The 25,597-nt window shown below is 59.8% G+C and carries 16 protein-coding genes; 9 read left to right on the top strand and 7 right to left on the bottom strand.

From position 1 onward, the window contains the following. Positions 1-55 precede the first annotated feature (55 nt). Positions 56-2,560, bottom strand: a complete 2,505-nt coding sequence (locus H1B37_RS22625; RefSeq protein ID WP_182869049.1) for a DUF1592 domain-containing protein — start codon at positions 2,558-2,560, stop codon at positions 56-58. Next, entirely contained in the window at positions 2,560-3,897 is a 1,338-nt protein-coding gene (locus H1B37_RS22620; protein ID WP_182869047.1) for a DUF1552 domain-containing protein, read from the bottom strand. Before H1B37_RS22620 ends, H1B37_RS22625 begins: the two co-directional genes overlap by 1 nt. A gap of 398 nt (positions 3,898-4,295) precedes the next feature. Between H1B37_RS22620 and H1B37_RS22615 the strand changes: the two genes are divergently transcribed. Then, a complete protein-coding gene (locus tag H1B37_RS22615) occupies positions 4,296-5,084 on the top strand; it encodes a protein kinase domain-containing protein (protein WP_182869045.1) in 789 nt (262 codons plus the stop codon). Positions 5,085-5,196: 112 nt separating this feature from the next. Here H1B37_RS22615 and H1B37_RS22610 read toward each other — a convergent pair whose 3' ends face one another. The 4 genes from H1B37_RS22610 to H1B37_RS22595 form a co-directional block, all read right to left on the bottom strand. After that, the gene (locus tag H1B37_RS22610) at positions 5,197-6,678 is read right to left on the bottom strand and encodes an FMN-binding glutamate synthase family protein (protein ID WP_182869043.1); all 1,482 of its coding nucleotides are present in this window, start codon (positions 6,676-6,678) and stop codon (positions 5,197-5,199) included. 30 nt (positions 6,679-6,708) lie between these two features. Then, a complete protein-coding gene (locus H1B37_RS22605; RefSeq protein ID WP_182869041.1) occupies positions 6,709-8,136 on the bottom strand; it encodes a sulfatase-like hydrolase/transferase in 1,428 nt (475 codons plus the stop codon). A 255-nt stretch (positions 8,137-8,391) separates the two neighbouring features. Then, the gene (locus tag H1B37_RS22600) at positions 8,392-8,586 is read right to left on the bottom strand and encodes a hypothetical protein (protein ID WP_182869039.1); all 195 of its coding nucleotides are present in this window, start codon (positions 8,584-8,586) and stop codon (positions 8,392-8,394) included. A gap of 266 nt (positions 8,587-8,852) precedes the next feature. Then, entirely contained in the window at positions 8,853-10,061 is a 1,209-nt protein-coding gene (locus H1B37_RS22595) for a DUF1559 domain-containing protein (RefSeq protein WP_182869037.1), read from the bottom strand. A 532-nt stretch (positions 10,062-10,593) separates the two neighbouring features. Here H1B37_RS22595 and H1B37_RS22590 point away from each other — a divergent pair. The 8 genes from H1B37_RS22590 (at position 10,594) to rarD (ending at position 24,820) form a co-directional block, all read left to right on the top strand. Further along, positions 10,594-11,808, top strand: coding sequence for an AraC family transcriptional regulator (locus H1B37_RS22590; RefSeq protein ID WP_182869035.1), 1,215 nt, complete (start codon positions 10,594-10,596; stop codon positions 11,806-11,808). 16 nt (positions 11,809-11,824) lie between these two features. Next, the gene (locus H1B37_RS22585) at positions 11,825-14,740 is read left to right on the top strand and encodes a PDZ domain-containing protein (RefSeq protein ID WP_182869033.1); all 2,916 of its coding nucleotides are present in this window, start codon (positions 11,825-11,827) and stop codon (positions 14,738-14,740) included. A gap of 193 nt (positions 14,741-14,933) precedes the next feature. Continuing rightward, complete coding sequence (locus H1B37_RS22580; RefSeq protein WP_182869031.1) at positions 14,934-17,975, top strand: FG-GAP-like repeat-containing protein; 3,042 nt, start codon at positions 14,934-14,936, stop codon at positions 17,973-17,975. A gap of 105 nt (positions 17,976-18,080) precedes the next feature. Next, positions 18,081-19,472 carry a sulfatase family protein gene (locus tag H1B37_RS22575; RefSeq protein WP_286178048.1) on the top strand — a complete coding sequence of 464 codons (1,392 nt, stop codon included), beginning with the start codon at positions 18,081-18,083 and terminating at the stop codon, positions 19,470-19,472. A 72-nt stretch (positions 19,473-19,544) separates the two neighbouring features. Continuing rightward, positions 19,545-21,368 (top strand): alpha-L-fucosidase, encoded by a 1,824-nt coding sequence (locus tag H1B37_RS22570; protein ID WP_182869027.1) that lies wholly within the window; start codon positions 19,545-19,547, stop codon positions 21,366-21,368. A 136-nt stretch (positions 21,369-21,504) separates the two neighbouring features. Next, positions 21,505-23,316 (top strand): L-fucose isomerase, encoded by a 1,812-nt coding sequence (locus tag H1B37_RS22565; RefSeq protein ID WP_182869025.1) that lies wholly within the window; start codon positions 21,505-21,507, stop codon positions 23,314-23,316. A 47-nt stretch (positions 23,317-23,363) separates the two neighbouring features. Next, entirely contained in the window at positions 23,364-23,612 is a 249-nt protein-coding gene (locus H1B37_RS22560) for an acyl carrier protein (RefSeq protein WP_182869024.1), read from the top strand. A gap of 326 nt (positions 23,613-23,938) precedes the next feature. Next, positions 23,939-24,820 carry an EamA family transporter RarD gene (gene rarD, locus H1B37_RS22555; RefSeq protein ID WP_182869022.1) on the top strand — a complete coding sequence of 294 codons (882 nt, stop codon included), beginning with the start codon at positions 23,939-23,941 and terminating at the stop codon, positions 24,818-24,820. Between the two features lie 124 nt (positions 24,821-24,944). On the opposite strand, the gene leuD is transcribed toward rarD, so the two are convergent. Beyond that, entirely contained in the window at positions 24,945-25,538 is a 594-nt protein-coding gene (gene leuD, locus H1B37_RS22550) for a 3-isopropylmalate dehydratase small subunit (RefSeq protein WP_182869020.1), read from the bottom strand. Positions 25,539-25,597 lie beyond the last annotated feature (59 nt).

The raw sequence follows: 25,597 nt of genomic DNA, 5'->3' as shown, positions 1-25,597 counted from the left end.
TCGTTCGGTGATCGGTCACGTCCAGCGGTCACGCGATGCGTGACGACTCGATTCGCTACCGCCGCGAAAATAAATCGCTGAGGACGATTTGCTCGATCAACTCTCGCGTCGGATAGTCTTGCTCGGCCAGCCCATCCAGCATGGCATCGATCGTCGCCCGGTCGCCCAATTCGATGCGGCGGCCAAGTGCGTAGGCGAGCAACTTTTCACTGAACGCACGCGCGAAAAACGCTTTCCGCTCGACCAACAGAGATTTCAATTCCGCGATTCCCGCAAACGTTTGTCCGCTGGGAAGTTTGCCCGAGGTGTCGATCGCCGCCTTGTTCTCGTATCGATTCCGCACCGCACCGATCGGGTCAAAACACTCAAGGGCGAACCCCAACGGATCGATCTTGCGATGACATTCGTTGCACGCCGCCGAGGAGCGGTGTTTTTCCAGCAGATCACGCACCGACGTCGCACCCCGAACATCGGGATCGATCGCCGGCACATCGTCCGGCGGCGGAGGAGGAGGCGTGCCCAGGACGTTCTCCAGCATCCACACACCGCGGACCACCGGTGAAGTTTCGATCCCGTTGGCCGAGACGGTCAACACGCTCGCTTGGCCCAGCAATCCGCCACGACGCCGATCCGAAAACGTGACCCTGCGAAACTCATCGGCGCGCTCGGGTGGCACCTGATCGACGACGCCATAAAGCTTTGCCAGATCACGGTTGATGTACGAGTAGTCGGCGTCCAACCAACGGATGATCGACGCATTCTCATCGATCAAGTGGCGCAAAAATAATCGCGTTTCGCGTTTCATTTCGGGCTGTAGATTCGATGCGTAGTAGCGCCAAAACGTATCGCGGTCGGGTGGCATCTCACCCAAGGCGCGCAAGTTCAACCAGGCATCGGTGAATCCCGCGATCATCGCATCGGACCGGGGATCGGCCATTAGTCGACGGGTTTGATCCAGCAGCGCGGCTCGGTCCAGTTGCCCGGAGTCGGCCAAGTCGCGCAGGATCGCGTCGGGCATCGAGCCGGTCAGAAAGTACGACAACCGGGAAGCGAGCGCGTGTTGGGACAACTGGTCAGAGTCAGCCGGACAATCGGGGTGCAGGTACAAGAATGCCGGCGAGCAAAGCACCGTCTTCAGCGTGTCCTTGAAGGCGTCCAGCGGTTCGCGTCCGTCCTGCTCGCGCACCTTGTAGACCGACATCAATCGATCCAGCTCGCCGGGTTTGAGTGGCCGACGATAGGCCCGGCGGGCAAACGCCTCGGTCAACGTTCGCACGTCCGCCGGATTGAACCGGCCGTCGGGCAAGACACTCGCCAACGTGGCACTGGGCCATTGCCGAAAAATGGGGCCGCGGATCGCGACTTCGTGGATTCGGATCTGGGGGACCTGACCATAACGCAACATCGCGTTGCGGCCGCGAACAATCCCGCTGCCGCCCCGCGCGTGTTCGGGAAGCAGGTGGGAGTACATGCGGTGCAGCCGGGTGTGCAACGGTCGCACTTCACGCAATCCGTTTTCGAAGGTGAACCGGGGCGTGAAACCGCGATCCAGGTGAACCTCCATCGTGTACCACTGCGGCTCACCGTCTTCGATCGTCCGCTGGGCCAACAGCGGTTGAATCGGCTGCATCGTGTGCAGGCTGCCCGCGTCGGCGTTGCCGGGCCGAATCCCCAAACGGAACTTTTCGCTCAAATCGATCTTAAGAACCGACTCGGAATACGGCGTGTCACGATGCAGGGCTTGGGCGAGCACACGGATTTCGTACCGTCCGTCCGACGGAACACCTTGGCGAAATTCTTCGACCGGCCCGTAGGCGCCCTCGGGGCGGTCGGCCAGCGGGCTGTCGTACAAACACAGGTAGCGAAAATTAAATGCCGCCCGGTGAGCCAACTTCAATTCGGGTTGCTGGTGAAAGTCGTCGTCGAAATGCCACGTCTGCTCTTCGGGTTGATCGATGTCGGCAAAAACCTTTTCCACGATCTTCTCGGCGGCGTCCAAGTATTGCTCTAACAGATACCCCGACGTCACCAGCGCGTCGCCGACGTTATCCAGGTGCTCGACGGTGTTGTCACGTGGGAAACGATCGGTCGGGTCGAACATCGACATGTCCATTTGGAACAAGTCGCCGACGGTCGCCAGGTATTCGCGACGGGTCAGGCGTCGCAGCACGGTTTGCCCGCCGGTGCTGGTCGACTGTTGACGCAATCGCTGCAGAGCTTCGGTCAAACCATCGATCGCTGCCTGGCGATCCTCACCCGCCGGTTGGTCCGCGTCTTCGGGCGGCATGTCACCGAGTGTCAATTGGTCGATGATCTCCTGCACAGTGATTTGTGTATCGGGATCGGCGGACGACAAATCGAGCGTTTCAAATTCACGTTCACCGCTGGCATCGTCGGCAGAATGACAATCGATGCAGTAGTCGCGCAGGAATCCGCTTGGATCGACGGCCAACGCCGGCGTCGCGATCAGTACCGGTGCGATCAAACAGCCCAGCAGCCAGCATTGCAGTCGACTCAGCCGTGCGAGCTGCCGCTGCCGAGGCGTCGAAGTTTCCGGCATTACACCAACTCCAAACCCGTCAACGTGCCGGTGCTGGTCGAGAAGCGGTCGGCCGGGACTCCGAAGCGATGCAGCAGGGTCAAGAACAGGTTGGTCAGCGGCGGTCGGTGCGGGCTCGACCGGTCAAACCACATCGTGCCTTGGTGACGCAGCCCTCCGCCGGCGACGACGATCGGCAGGTTCGTGTTGGTGTGGGAATTCGCATTGCCCATCCCGCTGCCGAACAGCACCGAGGTTTGCTGCAGCAGATTTGATTCGCCAGATTCGGTTTCACGAAGCTTGGTCAAGAACCGCGAAAATTGTTCAACCTGATAGGCCTCGATCGTCTTGAGCGCCTCGATCGACTCCTCTCGTTGGCCGTGGTGCGAAAGCGAATGGTAGCCGCTTTTGAATCCGAAATCGCGGGCTTCGAAATCGCCGCCGAGTTCCAAGGTGGCGATCCGAGTCGAATCGGTTTGCAGTGCCAGTGCGATCAACTCGTACAACATCGGCAGGTCATCGACCATGTTGGTGTTGTTCGGGGCATCAAACGGCGCCGGCGGTTTTTCGATGTCGATCCATTGTTTGCTATCGCCGAGTCGCCGTTCGACGTCGCGGATCGACGTCAGGTATTCGTCCAGCTTTTGGGCGTCGCGACGATTGAGTTGTTTTGAAATGCTGTTGGCGTCACCACGGACCGCATCGAGGATGGATTCCTTCATGCGGAACCGATCGGCGGCCCGTTGTTTGTCTGCCGCGGCGACTCCGACGAACAGTCTTTCGAACAACTCTCGCGGCCCGGTGATCGGTGGCACACGTGTTCCCGAACGGCTCCATGACATCTGGCAACCGCCGTGGATTCCCGAATCGCTGCCCACGGTCAAGGAAGAGAATCGAGTCTGCCCGCCGATCGTTTCGGCGGCAAATTGGTCCAGCGTGATGTTTCCGTCGGGCATCGATTTCGCATCCACGCTGCGCACGCCCGACAGGAACGCGTGAATTGAAAAGTGACCTCCTTTCAGACCGTGGTCCAGGCCACCGATCACCGTGAAATCGCCCTGGTGGGGCGTAAGGGACGCAAGCGTCGTCGACAACGCGGCGGGTTGATCGCCCCCGACTCTCACTTTCCCCTCGTCTTTCTGCTCCGGCCAAAACGCATCCGGGTAAAAGCCCAGCATGTTGCCGATGCAAACCATCCGACGCGGTGCCGGTGAAGACGTCGCGGACGAGGCATCCGATTCGGCCGCGGCGGCCCGGTTACGGAGCGAATCGAAGGCCGGCAAAGCGATCGAAATCCCAGCGGCCTGCAGGATCGATCGGCGACGGACGACCCGTCGGGGAAGACGGTGGCGATTCATGGTGAAAGACCAACGGGGTGGGAAGTGGTGGGCGAGGTGGAGGGACTTGATCCAGGCCCCTCCAGTCTACACGATCGGCCAACCCGATCGAAATATCCTCCCGCCCAGGCACGCAGAAAGACCGTGGCTTGCCGGTGCTGCGTAGCGACCTTCGCCAGAAGGTGGTTCATCGGCCTATTCCACGCTCTGGCGAGCGTAGCGACGTCCATGGCTCGTCCCACTTTCCCCATCGTTTTGCCCCCATCATTCTGCCATCTTTTGCCTGCGCCCCATCGCCGGTAAACCAGGTCGACTTTGCCGGTTGATTCTGCCGATCACCAGCACAGCGTTCATTTAGTCGATGTTCTTAATCGGCCTTTCTTTTGCCCCTTGGAACGACCACATGGATCGACGGCGACATGGAATCAACGCTGCCTGAACAACTGGGAATTTGGCGACTCGGGTCCAACGTGCGCGAGGGTGCGTCGTTTTGCGTCTGTTTTGCCCAACCGGTCGATGCCGTCGGCAGCCCGCGTTGGGACTATGCGATGAAAGTGGCGACGTCGCCCGACGGTCGCACGGGGATCGCCAGTTCGATCGCCGCGGGCGCCGTGATCCGGCACCCCAACGTGGTTCCCGTGCTCGATGGCAACGCGTCCGGCGAATGGCCGTATGTGGCGATGCCGCTGCTGGACGGTCGGACGATGAAGTGGCATTTGGCCAGCGGGCCGCGAAAGCCGTTGCCGGTCGCTTTGTGGTTGATCCGCCAGATCTGTCAGGGGCTGGCCGCGATGCACGCCGCGGGATGGACCCACGGCGACGTCAAACCCGACAACGTGATCGTGGGCAGCAACGGGCACGTGACGCTGATCGATTTGGCCTTTGCCCACCAAGGCACGATGGACCCCTCGGCACCGTTCCGTGGAACCCGAAAATACGCCGCGCCGGAGTTGTTGGTCAACGCATCGGCGGGCACTCCGGCCAGCGACTTGTTTGCCGCCGGCAGAATGCTCTGGGAATGGCTGGCCCGCGTGGAAACGAGCAACGAACAGGTGCTCAGCCCGGTCTGTGAACTGGTCGAATGCATGGTCGACGAGGCCCCGGAAAACCGCCCGTCGGCGGACGAGGTCACCGCGACGTTGCTGCGGATGGAAATCGACACCCTCGGCGAACACATCGTCCCCACGGTCCAACGCCGCGCCGCATGATGCGACGAGGTGCAATGTAGCTACGCTCGATGCGAGCGTGGACTCGACCTTCTGACGCAAGTAACGACACCCAACGCGAACTGGCGTCGTCGACAACGCCCCAAACGGCTGATCAATCCGCACTGGCGATCGGATAACCGAACAGTTTCTGGGCCGATTGGGTGCCGAAGGCATCGTTCAAAATCTCAAAGTGTTTGAGCTGGACTTCGCAGGGATGCGACACGCCGCAGGCCCGGCCCAGTTGCAGTAATTCTTTTCGCAGCGTCACGACGTAGTTGGCAAACCGGTTGGCTTTATCGGTCGGATCCAGACCGCCCATCAGCCATCGGTTTTGAGTGGCGATTCCGGCCGGACAATGCCCGGTGTGACAGCGTTGGGCTTGGATGCATCCGATCGCCAGCATCGCTTCGCGGCCGACGTTGATCATGTCACACCCGAGCCCGAAGGCCAGCAACGCATTGTGTGGAAAACCGAGCTTTCCCGATCCGATGAAGACCACGTTTTCGTTCAGATCGGCTTCCTGAAACACACGATACACACTGCTCATCCCCAGCTTGAACGGCATCGCGACGTGATCCGAAAAGACCAACGGTGCCGCCCCGGTGCCGCCCTCCCCACCGTCAATGGTGATGAAATCCACGCCGCGGTCGGTGTCGCGCATTTGGCCGGCCAAGTCGGTCCAGAATTGCATCTGGCCCACCGCCGATTTGATACCGACCGGCAACCCGCTTTCATCGGCCAATCGTTCGACAAAATCTAGCAGGGAGTCGGCGTCGTGGAATTCGCGGTGGGACGCCGGGCTGACGCAATCGCGGCCCATCGGAACGCCGCGGATCTTGGAGATTTCCGGCGTGATCTTGGCCGCCGGCAGCAATCCGCCGCGTCCGGGTTTGGCACCTTGGCTGAGTTTGATTTCGATCGCGCGGATCGGGTGCGTCTGCACGACGTCGCGAAATCGGGAAATGTCGAATCTGCCGTCGGCATTTCGGCAACCGAAGTAGGCCGTGCCGATCTGCCAAATCAACTCGCCGCCTTTGGCGTGATAGGGCGACACGCCGCCTTCGCCGGTGTTGTGCAAACAACCGGCCAGCGCCGCGCCGCGGTTGAGAGCTTCGATCGCCGGGGCGCTCAGGGATCCGAAACTCATCGCGGAGATGTTGACGATGGATTCGGGTTGAAACGCTTTCGCGCGGCCCCGTGCCCCGCCCAAAAACTTCAAACATGCGGCGGTATGTTGCGGATCAAAGGCTTCGTCGCCGGGCTGCGGATCGCTCAGCGGAAACGCCGAATGGCGAATGATCAAGTAGTTGGGGGACGACTCCAGTTCGTTGTCGGTCCCGAACCCGAAGTAATTGTTGACCTTCTTCGAGGACGAATACACCCACCGCCGCTGGTCACGGCTGAACGGCCGCTCCTCGTCATTGTTGGTGACGATGTATTGTCGCAACTCGGGGCCGATCGCTTCCAACCAGTATCGGAAATGGCCGATGATCGGAAAATTGTGCAGGATCGCATGCCTCTTTTGAAGCACATCGTACGTGACCCAAGCCAGCAAGATCACCACAATGATGATCGTCGTCCACACCCAGGCCATGTTTGTTCCTCAGGTCAGCGAAGCGGTGGTTCAGCGTAGCGGTCGCACGTCCTTTTCCCACTGGTCGATCAGAAGCTCCAGCCGATCGACGTCTTGCGGCCGCGAGGCGGCAAGATCGCTGCTTTCACTCAGATCGTCGGATAGATTATACAACCACTGCTGCACCTTGGTGCCTTCACGCTTGCGGACAAGCTTTAGATCACCCTCACGCACCGCGGTCCACGTCCGTTTCCCCCGTCGGCCGCGCCAAAACAGCGTGCGAGCAACGCCGGCGCGTTGCTCGGCGACATGCGACAAGATGTCCATGCCTTCCAATTGCAGATGTGATTCATCCGCCCCGGCCAAGGCCAGGATCGAACGTGTCAAATCGAAGGTCACGCACACCTGGTCGCTGACCGTCCCGCCGCGAATGCGATTCGGCCAACGCACCACCATCGGCACGCGGATCCCACCTTCATACGTCGTGCCCTTGCTGCCGCGAAGCGGCCCCATGTCTCCGGCCCCGGCGAACCCGCCGTTGTCGGAGGCAAAGATGACGATCGTGTTGTCGGCGATCCCCTGTTCGTCGAGCGTTTGGAGAATCCGTCCGACTTCCGAATCCAGGTCCTCGATCATGGCGACGTATGCCGACGAATCCAACGCCATCCAATTCTCCTCGGTCACGACCTTGTCCTTGTCGCCGGGGCCTTGGTAGGGAAAGTGAGGGCACTCGTGGGCGACGTAGGCGAAGAAGGGCTGGTCTTTGTGTCGCTTGATAAACTCGATGCTATCGTCGGTGATCAAATGCGTCATGTAACCCTCACGTTTGATCGGCTGGCGGCCGCGAAACAAGACGTGAATGTCACTCAGTTCTCGATGATTGAAGTAGTGAACGTTGCCGCCCAAGTAGCCGACGAATTCGTCCCAACCATATTCCATCGGGTTGAATTTGGTTTCGTAACCCAAGTGCCACTTGCCGAACAGTCCGCACCGATAGCCGGCCGGCGCGAGCATGCCCGGTAAGACCGCATGATCGACCGGCAGACCCAACTCATGCTGCTCGGCCAATCGGATGGCATCGTCATAGCGTCCCACGTTGCCGGTCCCGATTGCGCACTCCAGCCCACCGACACGCTGTTGGTAACGCCCGGTCAACAGTGCCGTCCGAGTCGGGCTACACTCCGGGCCGTTGCTGTAGTGCTGCGTAAAACGCACACCCTGCTTGGCCAACGCGTCGATGTTCGGCGTTTTGGCAATCCGCTGTCCGTAACACCCCACGTCGCCATAACCCAGATCATCGGCAAGTATTAATACGATGTTCGGGCGAGTCGCTGAATCGGCTTGAAGCAAACACGGGTTAAGAATTCCGCAGGCAAAGAATCCGCCAGCAAGGGCGACGAGCAATGCCAAGGGACAACGACCGCGGTCCGACGCGGAACCACAACGACCGCGTCGTCTCGCGGCGAGAGGATGAATCATGTTGAACTCCAAGGGGGCGGAACCGAGCCCGCACGCACGAGGCGCGGAAACGTATCAGCCCTGTCGGCGGGGGGAGAGGCGCAAGAGACAGAGGGCGACAATCGACAAACCTGGGGGGCAGGTCTCACTGCCCCCCAGGTTTGTCGAAACAGTTTCATCGCTCCCGACTGCTGCGTCAATCACCGCCGAGTCGCTTGGAGACGTTGTCGCTTGGAGACGTTGGAGACGCCCGATGGAGATTGGGCGATCGGCCTGCTATTGCAGGTCGTCTTCCTCCATTTCACCCATGGTTTCCAATTCGATCTGCTTTTCCATTTCCTTGTAGGCGTCGATGGCGGCTTGATCGGCGTCTTCGGTCACCGAGGTCGGTTTGGATTCCGAGCATCCGCCGAGCGAGAAGGAGAATGAGACGGCGGCGACGACAATCAAGAGGAGAGATCGTGTGTTCATATTAACTCGTTTGAAGCATTCGGTATTTCGGAAAGGCTGTCTGGATAGACTCCCCATGACGTAGCGACGCTCGAGGCGAGCGTGGAGAGTGGAGAGTGGAGAGTGGAGAGTGGTGGGAACCACCTTTTGGCGAAGGTCGCGACGTTTGAATCGCGATTCACTTTGTTTCAGTTTCAAAGTGTCGCTGATTGGCTAGGGGCATTGAGAAAGCTGGAAGGCGACACAAACGGCGTGTCGCCTTCCTTCGGGCGTCGATGTAGGAAGAGTTACTGGTTCAGTTGCTCTTCGATCGTTTCGCTTGCGGCGCGGGTGCCTAAGGCGCCCCAGAGCCCATAGGGGCTCTTGTTGCCCGGCGCCCGGGGCCCGGTTCCGTTGATCCAGACATCACCGTGATTGCGATTGCCGGCTTCGATCGAATCGGTGATAAAGACGACCGCACCGTCTGCCATCAACACGTGCGCGCCGCCTTGGTGTCGGCTGGACATCGGTGCGGTCCCCGTCAGGTCGTCGCCATTGTGGCGCGAGCAAAAGATGTCATTGGGAGGCAGGATGGTGAAGCAACCGGTGAAGATCTGCTTGAAATCCGCCCAGCGAAAACCGCGAGCGCGTGTGGCGCGGGAGGCACCGTTGAGCCAGAACCGCGGCCGATCGGGATCGACGAAGTCATCGCAGGCCCCCGGATTGTCGCGGATCGCGTTCATCGAGCCGTTGTTATTGCCCAACGTTCCGCCGTCGCTGGGCAAGACGGTCCGAGCGTCTGTGTCGCCCAGGTACGTTGCGATCTCGCCCATGGCGATGGTGTTGGACAGACCATCGAGAACATCGCGGAAGCGTCCGCTGATGTCACGCGGTTTATAGAAACCTCGGTGCCCTGCCTGGGCACGCTGGAAACGGACCGACGCGACCGGTTCGATCAGGTCGCCGTCCCAGGGACCGACCATGGTTTGCCAGGTACTGTCACCCAAGCATGCGGCGTAGTTGGCGCGACCCAAAGCCGGCAGGCCGACACCAGGATCGCTCGGGCAACGGTAGGTGGGGATCTCCAACGTCCAAGGTTCATAATCGATGTTGTCCGGAGTCGGCCCCATCGATGGGAAGTCGATGACGCCGTCGCTGTCGATATCCATCGGGTTGCTAATCCGATCCCAGATCGATTGTTGTTCCATGAACGGCAGGATCCCGACCAGCGTGCTCAGGCGGCGATTGTTTGCCAGTGCGTTGGACGCCCACCAAGCATTGCCGGCGCTGGGGTTGGAGGTCGTGCCGACGCCGTGGGCGGGAATCCGTTTGTAAGTGGAATGGTAGTTGTGGATGGCCAGCCCGAGTTGTTTGAAATTGTTGCTGCAACTCATGCGTCGGGCAGCTTCACGCGCCGCTTGAACAGCCGGCAGCAAGAGCCCGACCAGAATGCCGATGATCGCGATCACGACCAGAAGTTCAACGAGTGTAAAGCCCGCTTTGGACGTTCGGTTCATCTCGAATAACCTGGGGAAAAAGAGGAGAGTAGTAAGTGGCCGGGCGGAGCCCCCCGATCCGCCGTCACGTTACCATCGCCCCGGCGGGGTGAAAATATTTTTTTGCGTCGGACCACAAACGATTTGCGTCGGCAGGTTCGTGACGGGTCAGCGGCCTATTGATCTACAAGCCCGTAACGCGAGCAAGGGGCGAGGGCGGCTCCGCTTCGGGCTCACATTGCCCCGCGGTTTCATAGAAAACGATCAAACCAACGGGCCGTGATGCATCCCGCTGAAAATCGATTCGCCTGGTGAATCCCGCTGCGTCCTCAATCAGGCGAACGCCCGTTCACTCACGCATCGCGTCAGAGGACAGGTTTGGCCGGGATGAGTGAACACGACGCCTGGGGACTGATTTGCGGCTCGCAATGCTTTCTGGTAGCTTTCATCGGATGGCCCGTCGCGGCAAGCCCGTGACCGATCGGCGAATGATTTGCGACACGCAGGCGGCGTTTTGCGACACAGGTGAAGAACACGTCATAGGGATGTTGCATTGAATCAAACCAATCGTCCCCGGATCGCACTGCTCGTCGAAGCCTCGCGGGCTTATGGGCGGGAACTGCTACGCGGCGTTGCGTTGTTCTCGCGGACGCGAGTGGAATGGTCGCTGTTGCACCAAGAGATGACGCTGGACTCGGCGATCCCCGATTGGATTTTTAATTCACGCATCGACGGAGTGATCGCCCGTGTGGACTGGCACACGATCGAGCCGCTTCGCCAATTGCGTGTTCCGATCATCGATGTCCGATGCAACCGAAAATTCACGGGCGTGCCGCAGGTGGAAACGGACAACAAACGTGTGGCGAAGATGGCGTTCACGCATTTGTGGGAACGTGGGTTCCGCCGATTCGCGTTCTGTGGGTTTCGCTTCGCAACCTATTCCGATGCCCGACTGGCGGCGTTCCAACAACTCGTCGACGCCGCGGACTGCCCCTTCGAAGTCTACCAATCACCGGGCGTGCCTGGCACGACGCTGACACAATTGGAGGAGGCGGGAGTGCTGGAGTTGGAGTCGCTGGCGCATTGGTTGTCCAAACTTGAGCGTCCCACCGGCCTATTCGTCTGTAACGACATTCGCGGCCAACAGGTCCTCAATGCCTGCCGGTTGGCGAACATCGCCGTCCCGGATGATTTGGGCGTGATCGGCGTCGATGACGATGACGCGATCTGCTTGTTGTGTGACCCGCCGCTGTCGAGCGTCCGCCCCAACGCCGAACGGGTCGGCTATCGAGCCGCGGAGATTTTGCAACAAATGCTGACCGGCTGGCGACCGGAAAACGAGATCGAATACGTCGCGCCGGTGACGGTTTCCGAACGTCTGTCGACCAAGGTGGTTGCGGTCGACGATGTCGAAATCGCTCGGGTGTGCCGGTACATCCGCCAGAACGCCTGCCAGGGCATCAACGTCGGAGACGTCGCACAATTCACCTCCCTTTCCCGGCGACAACTCGAACGTCGGTTCCGCGAAGCCCTGGGCCGCACGCCGCACCAACAGATCACCCTGACCCAACTCGATCGCGTCAAACAACTGCTGCGCGAGACCGACATGACGTTGGAACAAATCGCGTTCAAGACGGGTTACAGTCATAAGGAGAGTCTCGGTTCGGTCTTTAAACGCGAACTCGGACACTCCCCGGGCGAGTATCGATCGCAGCATCAAAACGAACGCGACACCCTGGTTACCACCAACGATCCCAACGACCAATAACGACCCGTAGACACCAATGCATCGAATCTTCTTGATCCTGATTTGCTTCGGCCTAGGCGTCCCCTGTTCCCAGGCCATCGAAATCTATGTCAGCCCAACCGGTGACGACGCGAGCGACGGATCGGCCGCCGCGCCGGTGGCGACCCTTGCCCGCGCCCAGCACTTGGCGCGGCAATCGGCCGGCAAGGCCGCAGTGACGGTGTCGGTTGCCGACGGTGTCTACTACCTCAGCGAAACGTTGACGTTCACTCCGGCCGATTCGGGATCGGAGCGATGGCCCGTGACCTACCGCGCCGAAAACGAAGGCGGCGCGGTGCTGAGCGGCGGATCCAAACTCGATTTGCAATGGAGGCCCTACCGCGATGGAATTTTCACGGCCAGCACCACACCGGGGCTGACGATCGACCAACTGTTCGTCTCGGGCCGTCAACAACGGATGGCACGCTATCCGAACTATGACCCCGAAAAGAAAACCGAGGCCTACCAGGGATTCGCCGCCGACGCGTTTTCCCGGCAGCGGGCCAGCGGCTGGGCCGATCCGACCGGAGGCTTCATCCATGCGATGCATCGCGCCCGCTGGGGAGGCTACCACTATCAAATCACCGGCAAAAACGCCGACGGGGACGTGACCTACGAAGGCGGCTGGCAGAACAATCGTCAAATGGGCATGCACCAAGACTACCGCATGGTCGAAAACATCTTCGAAGAACTGGATGCCCCGGGGGAATGGTTTCACGACTCCAGCAACAACACGCTGTACTTCATGCCTCCGGCGGGCGTCGATCTGGACCAAGCCGTGATCGAAGTCGTGCGGCTACGACATCTGGTCGAGTTCGACGGGACCGCAGACGCTCCCGTGCGATTTGTCACGATGCAGGGATTCGTGTTCCGCCATGCGGCGCGAACGTTCATGGAAACCAAAGAACCGCTGTTGCGATCGGATTGGACGATCTATCGCGGCGGCGCGGTGGTGCTGTCAGGCACCGAAGATGTCCAGATCCTGGACGCCGAGTTTGACCAGGTCGGCGGCAATGCGATCTTCCTGAGCAATTACAACCGCCGTGCCTTGGTCAAAGGGTGTCACATCCACGACACCGGCGCCAGCGGCGTGTGCTTTGTCGGCGATCCCGACGCCGTCCGCGATCCGTTGTTCGAATACCGTCAAAAGAACGACCTGACCCAGGTCGATCGCACGCCGGGTCCCAAGACGAACAATTACCCGGCGGATTGTAGCGTCGAAGACTGTTTGATTCACGGAATCGGTCGCGTCGAACGTCAACCGGCCGGCGTTCAAATCACGATGGCTCGCGGCATCACGGTCCGCGACTGTTCGATCTATGACTGTGCCCGCGCGGGCATCAACATCGGCGACGGTGCCTGGGGCGGTCATCTGATCGAGCGCTGCGATGTGTTCGAGACCGTCCAGGAAACACATGACCACGGTTCGTTCAATTCATGGGGACGCGATCGTTATTGGAGCAGCGACCGCAAGGCCAGCCAAACCGTCATCGATTCCGAACCCCAGTTCCCGTTCTTGGATGCGGTCGAAACGACCGTGATTCACGACAGCCGATGGCGCTGTGACCACGGTTGGGACATCGATCTGGATGACGGATCGTCCAACTACGACATCTACAACAACCTGATGCTTTCCGGCGGATTGAAGCTGCGCGAGGGGTTTCGGCGGCGGGCGTGGAACAACATCACCGTCAACAACGGACTGCATCCGCATGTCTGGTACAACCACAGCGGCGATGAAGTCTTTGGCAACCTCTTCATGGCCGCGCCACAGGGCGCCCGCATGCCGACCGAAACGGCCAAAGGTAAACGCGTCGACGGCAATCTGTATTACGCACACGTGCCGGCGATCAAGGATCGCTACGCCGGCTTCGGTTGGGATCGCAACTCGATCGTCGCCGATCCCAAGTTCATCGATCCGGCCGCCGGCGATTTTCGCGTCCAGTCCGATTCGCCGGCACTGAAGATCGGGTTCGAAAACTTTGCCATGGATCAGTTCGGCGTCAAGAAACCGGCACTGAAGCGGATCGCACGCACGCCGGAAATCCCCGCATTGGACGTCAAGCAGGAAATGGCCAAACCCCGCTCCGATAGCGGCCGGATCGGAATCCCCACGGCGACGTTTTGGCTGGGGGCTGCGGTCCGTGATCTGAAAGGCAGCGACTTTTCCGCCTACGGGGTCTCTCAAGAAGAAGGCGGCGTCGCGGTCTCGAAAGTGACCCCCAACAGCGAAGCAGCCAAAGCGGGCTTGGGTGATGGAGACTTGATCCAGGGCATCAATGGAAACGCGGTCAAGCGAGTCGACCAGTTGCTGGCCGCCTACCAGCAACTCGGCGAAAACACCTTGGCGCTGAAAGTGGTTCGAAACCAGCAAACGATCGCATTGTCCTACGAGCACGCTCCGACGATCGTCTTCGAATCCGCGTCAAATCCTGACGGTTTCGATAACCTGATTCTGCAAGGCCCATCCACCGGCAAGGTGGACGCCCAGCCCACCCCGCGCAACGAATCACCCGCGACGTTGACCGACGGCAAGATTGAAATGGGGTACGGCCCGGTCTTCGCCAACAGCGTCACGACCGGCGTTTACCGCATGGACTTGGGGGCATTGAAAGACATTTCGGCGATCACCAGTTGGTCTGCCAACTATGGCGGAGTCCGGGGGGCACAACGATGGACCGTCTATGGATGCGATTCGGCGACCGATCCCGGTTGGAACGTCCAGGATCACTCCAAGTTCACGCCGCTGACATCGATCGACACCCGTGCGGCGTCCCGCGACGCTTTCAACGCTGTCTCGCTCCGTTCCAAACCGGGTCGTAGCCTGGGACGATTTCGTTGGATCATCTGGAGTGTCACGCCCGTCACCGAGCGAGGTGAAAACACGGCGTTTCAAGAATTGGGGGTACGATAGGTGTCGGGCCAACTTCCTCAGGTTTGGATCCTGCAATGAGTCCTCCCTTCCGTACGCTCGCCTTCGTCCGCACCGAGAGAAGCGACGGGTCCAACAACGGACTGAAGCTGCTGGCCCACTCATCCCCAGCCCTTCTGCCCCGCAAAGCCGGGGGGGAAGGGAGCCTTTGTAAGTTGTGTAGGCACCAGTGTTAATGAAGGTTGTCTTCAACCAAAACGCACGTCTCATTTACGCCTTCGCATTGATCGCGATGGTCACCTTGGCGGCCGGGTGTTCGTCCGACAACCGATCGCCAGCGAGCAACAACGCCGCACAGGATTCGCAATCGGATTCGATCGACGCGACGACTGTTGAATCCCAGGCTGAAGACGCCTTGCAAGTCGCCCGTCGTGCGTTGATCGCGTCGCCCGACGATCCGAAACTTCTGACCGACGCGGCGCGGGCGACGGCGGCCGCAGGTGACCGCACCGAAGCAGCGATGCTGCTTTCCCGGGCCGCCGAAGCCGACGATTTTGACCCGACGCGGGTCCAGTGGGCGGTGCGGGCGTTACTGGAAGTCGGCGAACTGTATCCGGCGATCGAGTTGCTTTCCCGGGCGTTGGAAACAGACTCCGACAATTCGGCGAATCGGCGTCTATTATTCGGTTTGCTCGGAGAAGCCGGTCGAACCGATTTGATGCCAGAGCATTACCGCGCGATCATTCGCAACCGCGAGTTTGACGTCGCGGTGTTGCTCGCCTGTACCGATACGTCGCAGCGTCTGTTTCCGGCCGAGGCGATCGAAGCGATGATCGAGCGCAATCCATCCGATCACCGGCTTCGTCTCGGCATCGCACAGTCGCTGTGCGATCAACGTCGGTTTTCTGATGCCGAAGCAGTGCTGCGTGAAATGGTGCAGCACCATGCCGATTTTGCCCCCGCACTTGCGTTACTCGGGCGAATGCCGAGTGTGCAGCAGGCCGGCGATCAAGCCTTTGCGGACTGGTTGAACGCCGCGTTGCCGCACTGTCGCGGCCAAGTCGAGTTTTGGATCGCGCTTGGCGAAAGACATTTTCAATCCGAGGATTTTACGGCCGCGCTGTCATGCTCTCTGGCAGCGACTCGCATCAACCCGAATCGGGTGATCCCGTGGTCTCAAATCAGCCAGACGATCCGTCGGCTTGATTCAGGGGCGGCGATATCAGATTCCGGTGAGCAGATGACGCTGCGTGACGATGACGCCGATCGAATCATCCGTGCATGCGACCAATACGCCCGAGACCTCTTGGACCTTCGCATGCACTTGCAACGTTTCGGCGCGAGCGGCGAAAGCAGCCAACATGCCGCGGCCGAGATCGCCCGGGTGCTGGTCCGAATGGGGCGCTGCTGGGAGGCCGAGGCATGGTCGGCGGTCGCAATGACGCTGCCTGATGAACGTGATCCGGAACTAGATGAGTTGCGTCGGGCGATCATTGAAAACTTGAAACGAAACCGAAGCTGGAATACGCCTCCCGACTTGGCTCCGTTGGACTCTCTGGCGTCCGATCCGGTCACCCAGGTCAATCGGTCCGGACGCCGCGTCGGGTCGGCAAACCGTCCGGCTGTCCTCGGCAACGATGACGCGATTCATTGGGCTGATGAAACCGGAACGCGAAATCTGGTCGTGCCGACGGTCCCGTACCCCGACATCGCATCGAGCTTGATCCATTCGATGGGCAGCGGCGGCGGAACGATCGATTTCGATCTCGACGGTTGGTCGGACCTGTTTTTCTGCAGCCCCGTCGGCCAGACGGATCAGCACACCGATCCACGCCATGCGCTGCTGCGGAATCTTGACGGAGTGTTCAGAAATGTGACGCTCACGTCCGGCTGTAGGAGTGCCGAAATCGGTCAAGGCGTCGCGGTCGGTGACTACAACGAAGACGGCTTTGCCGATTTGTTCATTGCAAACATCGGGGCGAACCGGTTGCTTCGAAACAACGGCGACGGATCGTTCTCCGACGCAACGCGGTCGCTGGGGGCCTCGGCGATCCAGTGGACCACGTGCGGGGCTTGGGTTGACTTGAACCTTGACGGGATCGTGGACCTCGTCGCAGTCAACTATTGTTCGTTGACCGGAGGCGTCGATCTGCCCTGCCAAAGCGATGGCCGGCCGGCCCCCTGTCACCCGGCGAAATTTGCCGGCGACCAGGATCAAATCTTGCTGGGCGACGGCCGGGGTGCACTGGTCGATTCGCTCGGCGATCCGCTCAAGCAAATCACGCCCGGGCGCGGCCTTGGGATTTTGGCCGGGCGATTGACCGATCATTCGCAATCTGCGTTGGTCGCAAACGACATGTCGGCCAACCACTGGCATCATCTCACAAAAGATGGCTTGATCGAAGCCGCCGTGCCACGGGGCATCGCGGTCGATGGGCAATCGCTCGCACAGGCATCGATGGGCATTGCCGGCGGAGACTTCGACGGTGATCTGGACCTGGATGTTTACGTCACGGGTTTTGCGCGTGAGTACAACATCTACTACGAACAGCAAACGGGCGGATCTTGGGTCGACAGCACGGCCGCCCAGGCGTTGATCGAACCGACACGGATGATGGTCGGGTTCGGGACGCAAGCGGTGGACATGGACGCCGATGGAATCGATGAATTGGCGATCACGAACGGCCACATCGGTGACTTCGGTCCCGATCAGCCGCCCCTTGCGCAGCCGTTTCAACTGTTCCGACGGTCGCCACAAGGAACGTTCCAAATCATCGAACGAGCCAGCGACGACGCCTATCTGGCGGCCAGCCACATCGGACGCGCTCTCTGGAAAATCGACGTCGATCAAGATTTGGCCGATGACTTGATCATCACGCACCAGAACGCTCCGCCGACCTTGCTTGCCAATCGCACCAAGACGGACCACCGGCGGATCGGATTGCGGTGTGTCGGAACGACCTGTTCCCGTGACGCGATCGGGACCGTCATCGACTTTATTGCAAGTGGCCACCCCCGTCGGCTCTGGCTGCTCTCCGGCGACGGCTACATGAGCAGCAATGAGCGGATTCTCAAAGCGGGGATCGGTTCCAGCGACCGCATCGACGATGTCTGCGTCACCTGGCCCGATGGAACGGTCGAGTCATTCGGGACGTTGACCGCCGGGCGAACGTATCTCCTGATCGAAGGTTCCGGAGAAGCGTTTTCCACCAATTCAACGTCGGACGCTCGCGGGAGTGTCGCAAATCATTCGCAAGTCGACGCAGCTGGCGGTTGATTCCCCCTGCATTTGTGGGACCCTAGAGTACGGTGTGGCTGTCCAGATTCCCCATCGGCACCAAGTGAAGAAGCAACCATGAAATCCCGTGTCTTTGCAGCATGCATGCTGCTTTTCGTAGCATCCCACGGCGCACTGACCACGACAATCGCCGCCGAACCGCCGCGGCCGAACATTCTGTTCATCTTTGCCGACGATTGGGGCTGGGGCGACCTCAGTTGTCACGGCCATCCCTACGTCAAGACGCCCAACATCGATCGGCTGGCCCGCGAGGGGACGGATTTTCATCGCTTCACCGTTGCCAGCGGAGTCTGTTCGCCCAGTCGGACCGCGGTGATGACCGGACACTTTCCGGCTCGGTACAACATCGACGGGCACTTTGCGTGGGTGCCCAGCAACGCCAAACGCAACATGCCCGACTGGTTGGACACCGATTGCGTGACGCTGCCCCGCTTGTTGCAAAATGCCGGCTACGCGACGGCCCATTTCGGCAAGTGGCATCTGGCCAACGACATGATTCCCGATTCGCCGTCACCGGGGCGGTACGGCTATGACACCTACGGCGCGTTCAACTGTTCCGGCGAGCAGATGCCGGTTCACGAAGATGCCGACAACACGATCGATTTCATCACGCAAAGTCATCAATCCGGCAAACCGTTTTTCGTCAACCTTTGGATTCACGAACCACACACGCCGTTCCACGTGGTGCCGAAGTATCGCTGGCGGTTTCGCAACAGCGGGCTCGATGAACCCGACGAGATCTACGCGGCGGTGTTGTCGCACGCCGACGATCGGATCGGTGAAGTCCTGGACACGCTGGACCGCTTGAACCTTGCCGACAACACCTTGGTCATCTTTAGCTCCGACAACGGGCCCGCCCGCGGACGCCCCGGCACACCGCTCTCGCTCAGCTATGACACCGCGACGGGGGCGGGTTTCGGGATCGGGGCGGCCAAGGGAATCACGGCCGGCCGCAAAGGGTACAAGGCGGCGTTGTTTGAAGGCGGGATCAATGTCCCCTTCATCGTCCGCTGGCCGGGCAAAGTCGCCGCGGGGCATGTTGATGATCGCGCGATGATGTCCGCGGTGGATCTGCTGCCGACGTTCTGTGAAATCGCCGGTGCCTCGCTGCCGGAATCTTACGTGAGCGACGGTATCAGCCAAGTCAAAACGCTGCAGGGCGAGACCAGCGACGGACGTCGCAAACCGTTGTTTTGGAAGATGAGCGGGCGGGGCAAACCGGGACTCGCCGACTCTTTTCACTGGGTCGATTACTGCATCGTTGATCAGAACTGGAAACTGCTTAGCGATGCCGACTCGGACTATGTCGAACTGTACGACATCGTCGCCGACCCGTATGAACAGAACGATTTACATCAACAACGGCCCCAGGTGGTCGCCGATCTGGTTGCCAAACTTACAAAGTGGAAGGCGACGCTGCCGGCCGAACCGGATCCGAAGAACTTTTCGTCCTTGCGAGACAGGGATTCAAACTGATCGGCACCAACCTCAAAAACAATCGTCGCAAGAAACGCCACCCCACACCCGATCAACCACCTTTCCCCAACGATGAACACTCAACCGACCGACCATCACCCCGCCGTCACCGATCGGGCGACGCCTCGGCTTTTCTACGCTTGGGTCATCCTGCTGCTTGTTGGCAACGTCTTTCTGTGTGGTGGCCACGTATTCGCCCAGCAGAATGACGAACCACGAGATGATTCCGCCTCGCGGATGGCGTGGTGGCGAGACGCCAAGTTCGGCATGTTCGTCCACTGGGGCGTCTATTCGGTCGTCGGCGGTCAATACAAAGGCCAGGAATTGCCCAACAGCGCCGAATGGATGATGGCGCGGGGCAAGATCCCGATTTCCGAATACGAACAATACGCCAAACAATTCAACCCCGTCGACTTTGACGCCGATGAATTCGTCGGCTTGGCCAAGCAAGCCGGCATGAAGTATCTGGTCATCACCGCAAAGCATCACGACGGCTTCGCGATGTTCGATTCGAAAGCGACCGAGTACAACGTCGTCGATTTCAGCCCCTTCGGCCGCGACATCATGAAAGAGTTGGCCGACGCCTGCCAAAAACAAGGCATCAAGTTCGGGTTCTACTATTCCCAGGCCCAGGATTGGCATCACCCCGGCGGGTTCGGCAACGGTTGGGACAAAAGCATCAAACGCGTCAGCAGCGACCAATACGTGAAAGAAAAGGCGGTCCCCGAGGTGCGTCAATTGCTGACCGAATACGGGCCGATCGGCATCTTTTGGTGGGACACGCCGCGGGCGATGAGCGAGGAAGCGTTTAACAGTTTGCACTCGCTGACCAAACTGCAACCGGATGTCTTGACCAACGACCGATTGGGAGAAGACTTTCCCGGCGACTACAAGACGTTCGAACGGAACATCCCACGACAAGCGCCAGCGGAGAAAGACTGGGAAGTCTGCATGCCGATCAGCGGCAGCTGGGGATACAAGAAGTCCGATACGAAGTTCAAATCCACGCGCACGTTGATTCAAAACCTTGCCGACATCGCCAGCAAAGGGGGCAACTATTTGCTGAACGTCAGCCCGACCGGAAAGGGAACGTTGCTGCCCCAGGCGACCGAGCGGCTACGGGGAATCGGACAATGGATGCAGACCAACGGGGAATCGATTTACGGCACCACCGCCAGTCCGATCGGCGAACCCGATTGGGGACGTTGCACCGCCAAAGTCACCGCGGACGGCACCGCGTTGTATTTGCACGTGTTCGACTGGCCGGAGGATCAAGTCTTGGAAGTTCGCGGGCTGACCAATCAAGTCTTGTCGGCCACCTTGCTTGATGGGGAAACATCCCTGACGACGGAGACGATCGACGACGGCATCCGCGTCCGTTTACCCGAGCACGCGACCGATGAATTCAACAGCGTGATCAAATTGGTCGTCGACGGTGCACCGAAAGTCAAATCGTTATTGCCCACACCGGGCAAGGACGGCGTGTTGGAGTTGGGAGCCGAACTGGCATTCATCCACAATAACGAAGGCAGCCGCGACGCCGGGATTCGCCAGCACGACGGGATCGATCACATCGGGTATTGGTTGGACGATCAGGCCTGGGTCGAATGGGAAATCGAAATCCGCGATCCGGGCGTCTACCGTGTGTCTTCGGTCCTGTCCGTTCAAGAACCACAAACCCAGTTCCGCGTTACCGTGCTCGATTCCCAGTTGACCGCGACCGTGGCGTCGACCGGCGGGTATGGGCGTTACACGGAAAAGGATCTAGGCCCCCTTCGAATCGACAGCCCGGGGCGCATGAGCCTTCGGGTTCATCCGGTCCCTGGGTCTTGGCAACCGATTAATTTGAGACAGTTGACATTAAAACGTGACGCCCCATCAAAGGAAGTCGAGTGATCGTCGGCGGTCGAGCGTTTCAATCGGTTCGTGTATCATTCCCATTGTCTTCCACTTCTCTAGTCGACATCGCGGTACTAGGATCCTCGCTCGACTCGTTTTCCGAAAACAGTGAATCGCCCACCGAATTCTTGTCATGAATGCACCACTTCCCTCACCCAGCGTTTTCAACGGCAATCTTCCCAAGATCGGTATCCGAGCGGCCATCGACGGACGGCTGGGGGGCGTTCGCGAATCGCTTGAAGACCAGACGATGAACTTGGCCCGGCGCGTGGCCGAATTGATCTCGTCAACCGTTCGTTACCCCAACGGCCAGCCGGTCGAGTGCGTGATCGCCGAAACGTGCATCGGCGGTGTTGCCGAAGCCGACCAGTGCGAAACCCTGTTCCGCCGCGAAAACGTGGGCGTGTCGCTGACCGTCACGCCGTGTTGGTGCTACGGATCGGAAACGATGGACATGGACCCGTTGCGTCCCAAGGCCGTGTTCGGGTTCAACGGCACCGAGCGTCCCGGTGCGGTTTACCTTGCCGCAGTCCTGGCCGGACATTCGCAAAAGGGGCTGCCCGCATTCGGCATTTACGGGCAAGACGTCCAAGAGGCGGGCGATGCGAACATGCCCGAAGACGTGCAAGCCAAAATCCTGAACTTCGTCCGCTGCGGATTGGCCGCCGCATTGATGCGTGGCAAATCCTATCTGTCGATGGGCGGCACTTCGATGGGCATCGCCGGATCGATGGTGGATTATGGTTTCTGGGAAAAGTGGCTGGGGATGCGTGTCGAAGACATCGACATGAGTGAGTTCAGCGGCCGGATGAACAAAAACCAATACGACCAAGCGGAATACGAACGCGCCCTCGACTGGGTCAAGGCAAACTGTCCCGAAGGAGAGGACTACAACAGCGACAGCGCCAAACGTTCTCGCGAGCAGCTGGACAGCGAGTGGGCCGACAACGTGAAGATGGCGTTGATCGCCCGCGACCTGATGGTCGGCAATCCGAAGCTCGCCGAAATGGGGTTGAAAGAACAATCGCACGGGCACAACGCGATCGCGTCCGGTTTCCAAGGCCAGCGTCAATGGACCGACCACTTCCCCAACGGGGATTTCATGGAAGCGATCCTCAACACCTCGTTCGACTGGAACGGCAAGCGTGCACCGTACATCGTTGCCACCGAAAACGACGCACTCAACGCCGCGACGATGTTGCTGGGGCACCTGCTGACCAACACGGCCCAGGTGTTTGCCGACTTGCGGACCTACTGGAGTCCCGATGCGGTCGCATCGGTCTGCGACGGCTACAAGCTTGATGGCGTGGCAAGTGATGGCTTGCTGCACCTGATCAACTCCGGCCCGGCAACCTTGGACGGCACCGGCCAACAGTCCGATGCCGACGGATCGCCGACGATGAAACCGTTTTGGGAGATCAGCGACGAAGAAGTCGAAAAATGTTTGAAAGCGACAACGTGGCATCCATCGATGACGGAATACTTCCCCGGCGGCGGTATGAGCACGCGTTTCAAAACCCGTGGCGGTATGCCGGCGACGATGACCCGCATCAATCTGGTCGATGGGCTCGGCCCCGCACTGCAGATCGCCGAAGGCCACACCGTCGAACTGCCCGAGGACGTTCACGACCGATTGGACCAGCGAACCAACCCGACGTGGCCGACGACCTGGTTCGCACCGACGTTGAACGACCGCGGCGCGTTTTCATCCACCTATGACGTGATGAATTCGTGGGGCGCCAACCACTGTGTGATGACGGCCGGCCACGTCGGCCACCTGTTCATCACTCTGGCGTCCATCCTTCGCATTCCCGTCTACATGCACAACGTCGATCGCTCACGCGTCTTCCGGCCCAGCGCCTGGAACGCCTTCGGAACGGACAATCTGGAAAGCGCCGATTTCCGCGCCTGCGAAAACTTCGGTCCGCTGTACGGACGAAAGTAGCTGTCGCGGAACTCGTCATCGCATTGTCTCGCAGAGAGGCGAATAACATGCTGCTACTGACTGGCGTCCTGTGTGGTGCGATCTTGATCGTGGTGATGTGGAGTGCGTCGGCTGAGATTCCGTCCAAGGACAAATGGCCGCCGATTTCGGAAGACGAGTTCATTCGACGGTGTTCACCAGGCGTGGACCGTGATCGTGCCCTGAGGGTGCGACGGATCATTTCCGAGCAACTCGGCGTTGACTATGATCGGGTCTACCCCGAGCAGCGATTTGTCGAGGACCTTGGTTGTGACTGAGTGCAGTCCAGCGGTCTCGGCAGCGGGAAGAAAACCGGGGGGCAAGACGATGGGGAAGAAGAGTGGCAGGATGATAGGGGAGAGAATGGCCGGAAGGTTGGCGCGGTGAATCGGCGTGGCTGAGCGACGTTGGCGGGGGGCCGCTGCGCGGCCAGGGGAATCGTTGGGGACAACGGTTCTACACTTTGGGGGCCGATTCCGTTGTTGGGCGTGGAGCTGTAAGCTCGGCCGGATCGGCCGGTATTCACTGGTCTCGGCTTGATGATGGCCGGTCGCAGGTGCGGCTGATCATTGACGGCGTTTGCCAAGGTTTTAAAAGTTTCCTGATGTCCGCCTCCACCCGTTTGGGATTCTTCTGCGCCGTCGCCGCCAATGTGATTTGGGGGCTGTTTCCGGTCTTTTGGAATCTGCTGCGCGGGACATCGGCGTTGGAGTTGGTCAGCCACCGGATCGTTTGGGCGTTCGTGTTTTCGATGTTGATCGCGGGCATCCGGTTTCGGCTCAGCGATCGTTTCGTCCGCGTGGCGCTGTTGGATGCGCTTCGCCGCCCGCAAACCTGGGGCATTTATGCCGCGGCGGCGTTCTTGATCGCGATCAACTGGGGCGCGTTTTTGTATGCCGTGACAAACGAGCAGGTGTTGCTCTCGTCGCTGGGGTACTACATCAGCCCGCTGTTCAATGTTCTGTTGGGCGTCGTCGTGCTGGGGGAGCGGTTACCGGCGGCGCGTTGGGGGGCGATCGGATTGGCGGCGATCGGGGTCACGGTGATGACGTTTGCCGCCGGCCAGTTTCCCTGGGTTTCCCTTGCGATGGCCAGTTCGTTCGCCGGATACGCGTTGGTCAAGAAGAAGGCGCAACTGGATCCGATGAACGGACTGTTTCTTGAAACGCTGGTGCTGTTATCGCCGACGCTGGTCTATCTGACGCTGCTGTACCAGGGTGGGGCGGGAGATTTTGGTCGCGGCAACGCGATGCTGGACGCGTTGCTGATCATCGGCGGTTTTTTGACGCTCGTTCCGCTGGCGTTTTTCTCCGCCGCTGCTCAGCGGATTCCGCTGACGCTGATCGGCGTCTTGCAATTCATCGGGCCGACGCTGCAGTTTTTGGTCGGCGCGTTTTATTTCGGCGAACCGATGTCGACCAACACGTTGATCGGGTTCGCGTTTGTGTGGAGCGGTGTGGCGGTGTTCTTGATCAAGCGGCGATGAAACTGGGGCACGCTTCTACGGTGCTTCCAGACGAGGATGATCATTGATCGGGTGCGATGGCCCTTCCGGGCCCTCGTCGGTGGGAGTCGAACGCGACGACCTGGAAAGGACGTCGTGCATGCGGTTACCAGCTTCGTGCGGTTTCGTAGTCCGCGATCTTGTCTTCGAACTTCAGGGTTTGGCCGATGTCGTCCAGGCCTTGCAGCATCTTGTCGCGGCGACTGGCGTCGACCTCGAACGATCGTTCCCAACCGTCGGCGTCTTTGACGACTTGGTTTTCCAGATCGACCGTTAACTCGTACGTGCCCTTGGCCTCGGCGGTTTCGAACAGGTGGTCGATGTCGCTTTCGGGCAACGTGATCGGCAACACGCCGTTTTTGAAACAGTTGTTGAAGAAGATGTCGGCAAACGACGGCGCAATCACGCTGCGAAAACCGTAATCGTCCAGTGCCCAGACCGCATGTTCGCGGCTCGATCCGCTGCCGAAATTGCGGCGGGCGACCAGGATCGAGGCGCCGTTGACGGCCGGTTGGTTCAGCTCGAATTCGGGGTTGGGTGTTTCACCGTCTTCCTGAAAACGCCAGTCGTAAAACAGGAACTGGCCGAATCCGGTGCGTTCGATCCGTTTCAGGAACTGTTTGGGGATGATTTGGTCGGTGTCGACGTTGGCACGATCCATCGTCGCGACGATGCCGGTGTGTTTGGTAAAGCTTTGCATGGTTGGATGCTGGGTGGCGTTTTGGAGTTGACGGGAGCGAAAAAGGGGGCAGGGGCGAA

It is taken from the genome of Stieleria mannarensis, assembly GCF_014154935.1.
GTDB lineage: Bacteria > Planctomycetota > Planctomycetia > Pirellulales > Pirellulaceae > Stieleria > Stieleria mannarensis.
Note: the sequence above shows the minus strand (reverse complement) of the source record. Positions and strands in the feature narration are given on the sequence as shown.

What these genes read in the sequence shown, in the direction of transcription:
- H1B37_RS22625 (WP_182869049.1), bottom strand. Translation starts at nt 2,560, where the DNA reads ATGCCGGAAACTTCGACGCCTCGGCAGCGGCAGCTCGCACGGCTGAGT.
- H1B37_RS22620 (WP_182869047.1), bottom strand. Translation starts at nt 3,897, where the DNA reads ATGAATCGCCACCGTCTTCCCCGACGGGTCGTCCGTCGCCGATCGATC.
- H1B37_RS22615 (WP_182869045.1), top strand. Translation starts at nt 4,296, where the DNA reads ATGGAATCAACGCTGCCTGAACAACTGGGAATTTGGCGACTCGGGTCC.
- H1B37_RS22610 (WP_182869043.1), bottom strand. Translation starts at nt 6,678, where the DNA reads ATGGCCTGGGTGTGGACGACGATCATCATTGTGGTGATCTTGCTGGCT.
- H1B37_RS22605 (WP_182869041.1), bottom strand. Translation starts at nt 8,136, where the DNA reads ATGATTCATCCTCTCGCCGCGAGACGACGCGGTCGTTGTGGTTCCGCG.
- H1B37_RS22600 (WP_182869039.1), bottom strand. Translation starts at nt 8,586, where the DNA reads ATGAACACACGATCTCTCCTCTTGATTGTCGTCGCCGCCGTCTCATTC.
- H1B37_RS22595 (WP_182869037.1), bottom strand. Translation starts at nt 10,061, where the DNA reads ATGAACCGAACGTCCAAAGCGGGCTTTACACTCGTTGAACTTCTGGTC.
- H1B37_RS22585 (WP_182869033.1), top strand. Translation starts at nt 11,825, where the DNA reads ATGCATCGAATCTTCTTGATCCTGATTTGCTTCGGCCTAGGCGTCCCC.
- H1B37_RS22580 (WP_182869031.1), top strand. Translation starts at nt 14,934, where the DNA reads ATGAAGGTTGTCTTCAACCAAAACGCACGTCTCATTTACGCCTTCGCA.
- H1B37_RS22575 (WP_286178048.1), top strand. Translation starts at nt 18,081, where the DNA reads ATGCTGCTTTTCGTAGCATCCCACGGCGCACTGACCACGACAATCGCC.
- H1B37_RS22570 (WP_182869027.1), top strand. Translation starts at nt 19,545, where the DNA reads ATGAACACTCAACCGACCGACCATCACCCCGCCGTCACCGATCGGGCG.
- H1B37_RS22565 (WP_182869025.1), top strand. Translation starts at nt 21,505, where the DNA reads ATGAATGCACCACTTCCCTCACCCAGCGTTTTCAACGGCAATCTTCCC.
- H1B37_RS22560 (WP_182869024.1), top strand. Translation starts at nt 23,364, where the DNA reads ATGCTGCTACTGACTGGCGTCCTGTGTGGTGCGATCTTGATCGTGGTG.
- rarD (WP_182869022.1), top strand. Translation starts at nt 23,939, where the DNA reads ATGTCCGCCTCCACCCGTTTGGGATTCTTCTGCGCCGTCGCCGCCAAT.
- leuD (WP_182869020.1), bottom strand. Translation starts at nt 25,538, where the DNA reads ATGCAAAGCTTTACCAAACACACCGGCATCGTCGCGACGATGGATCGT.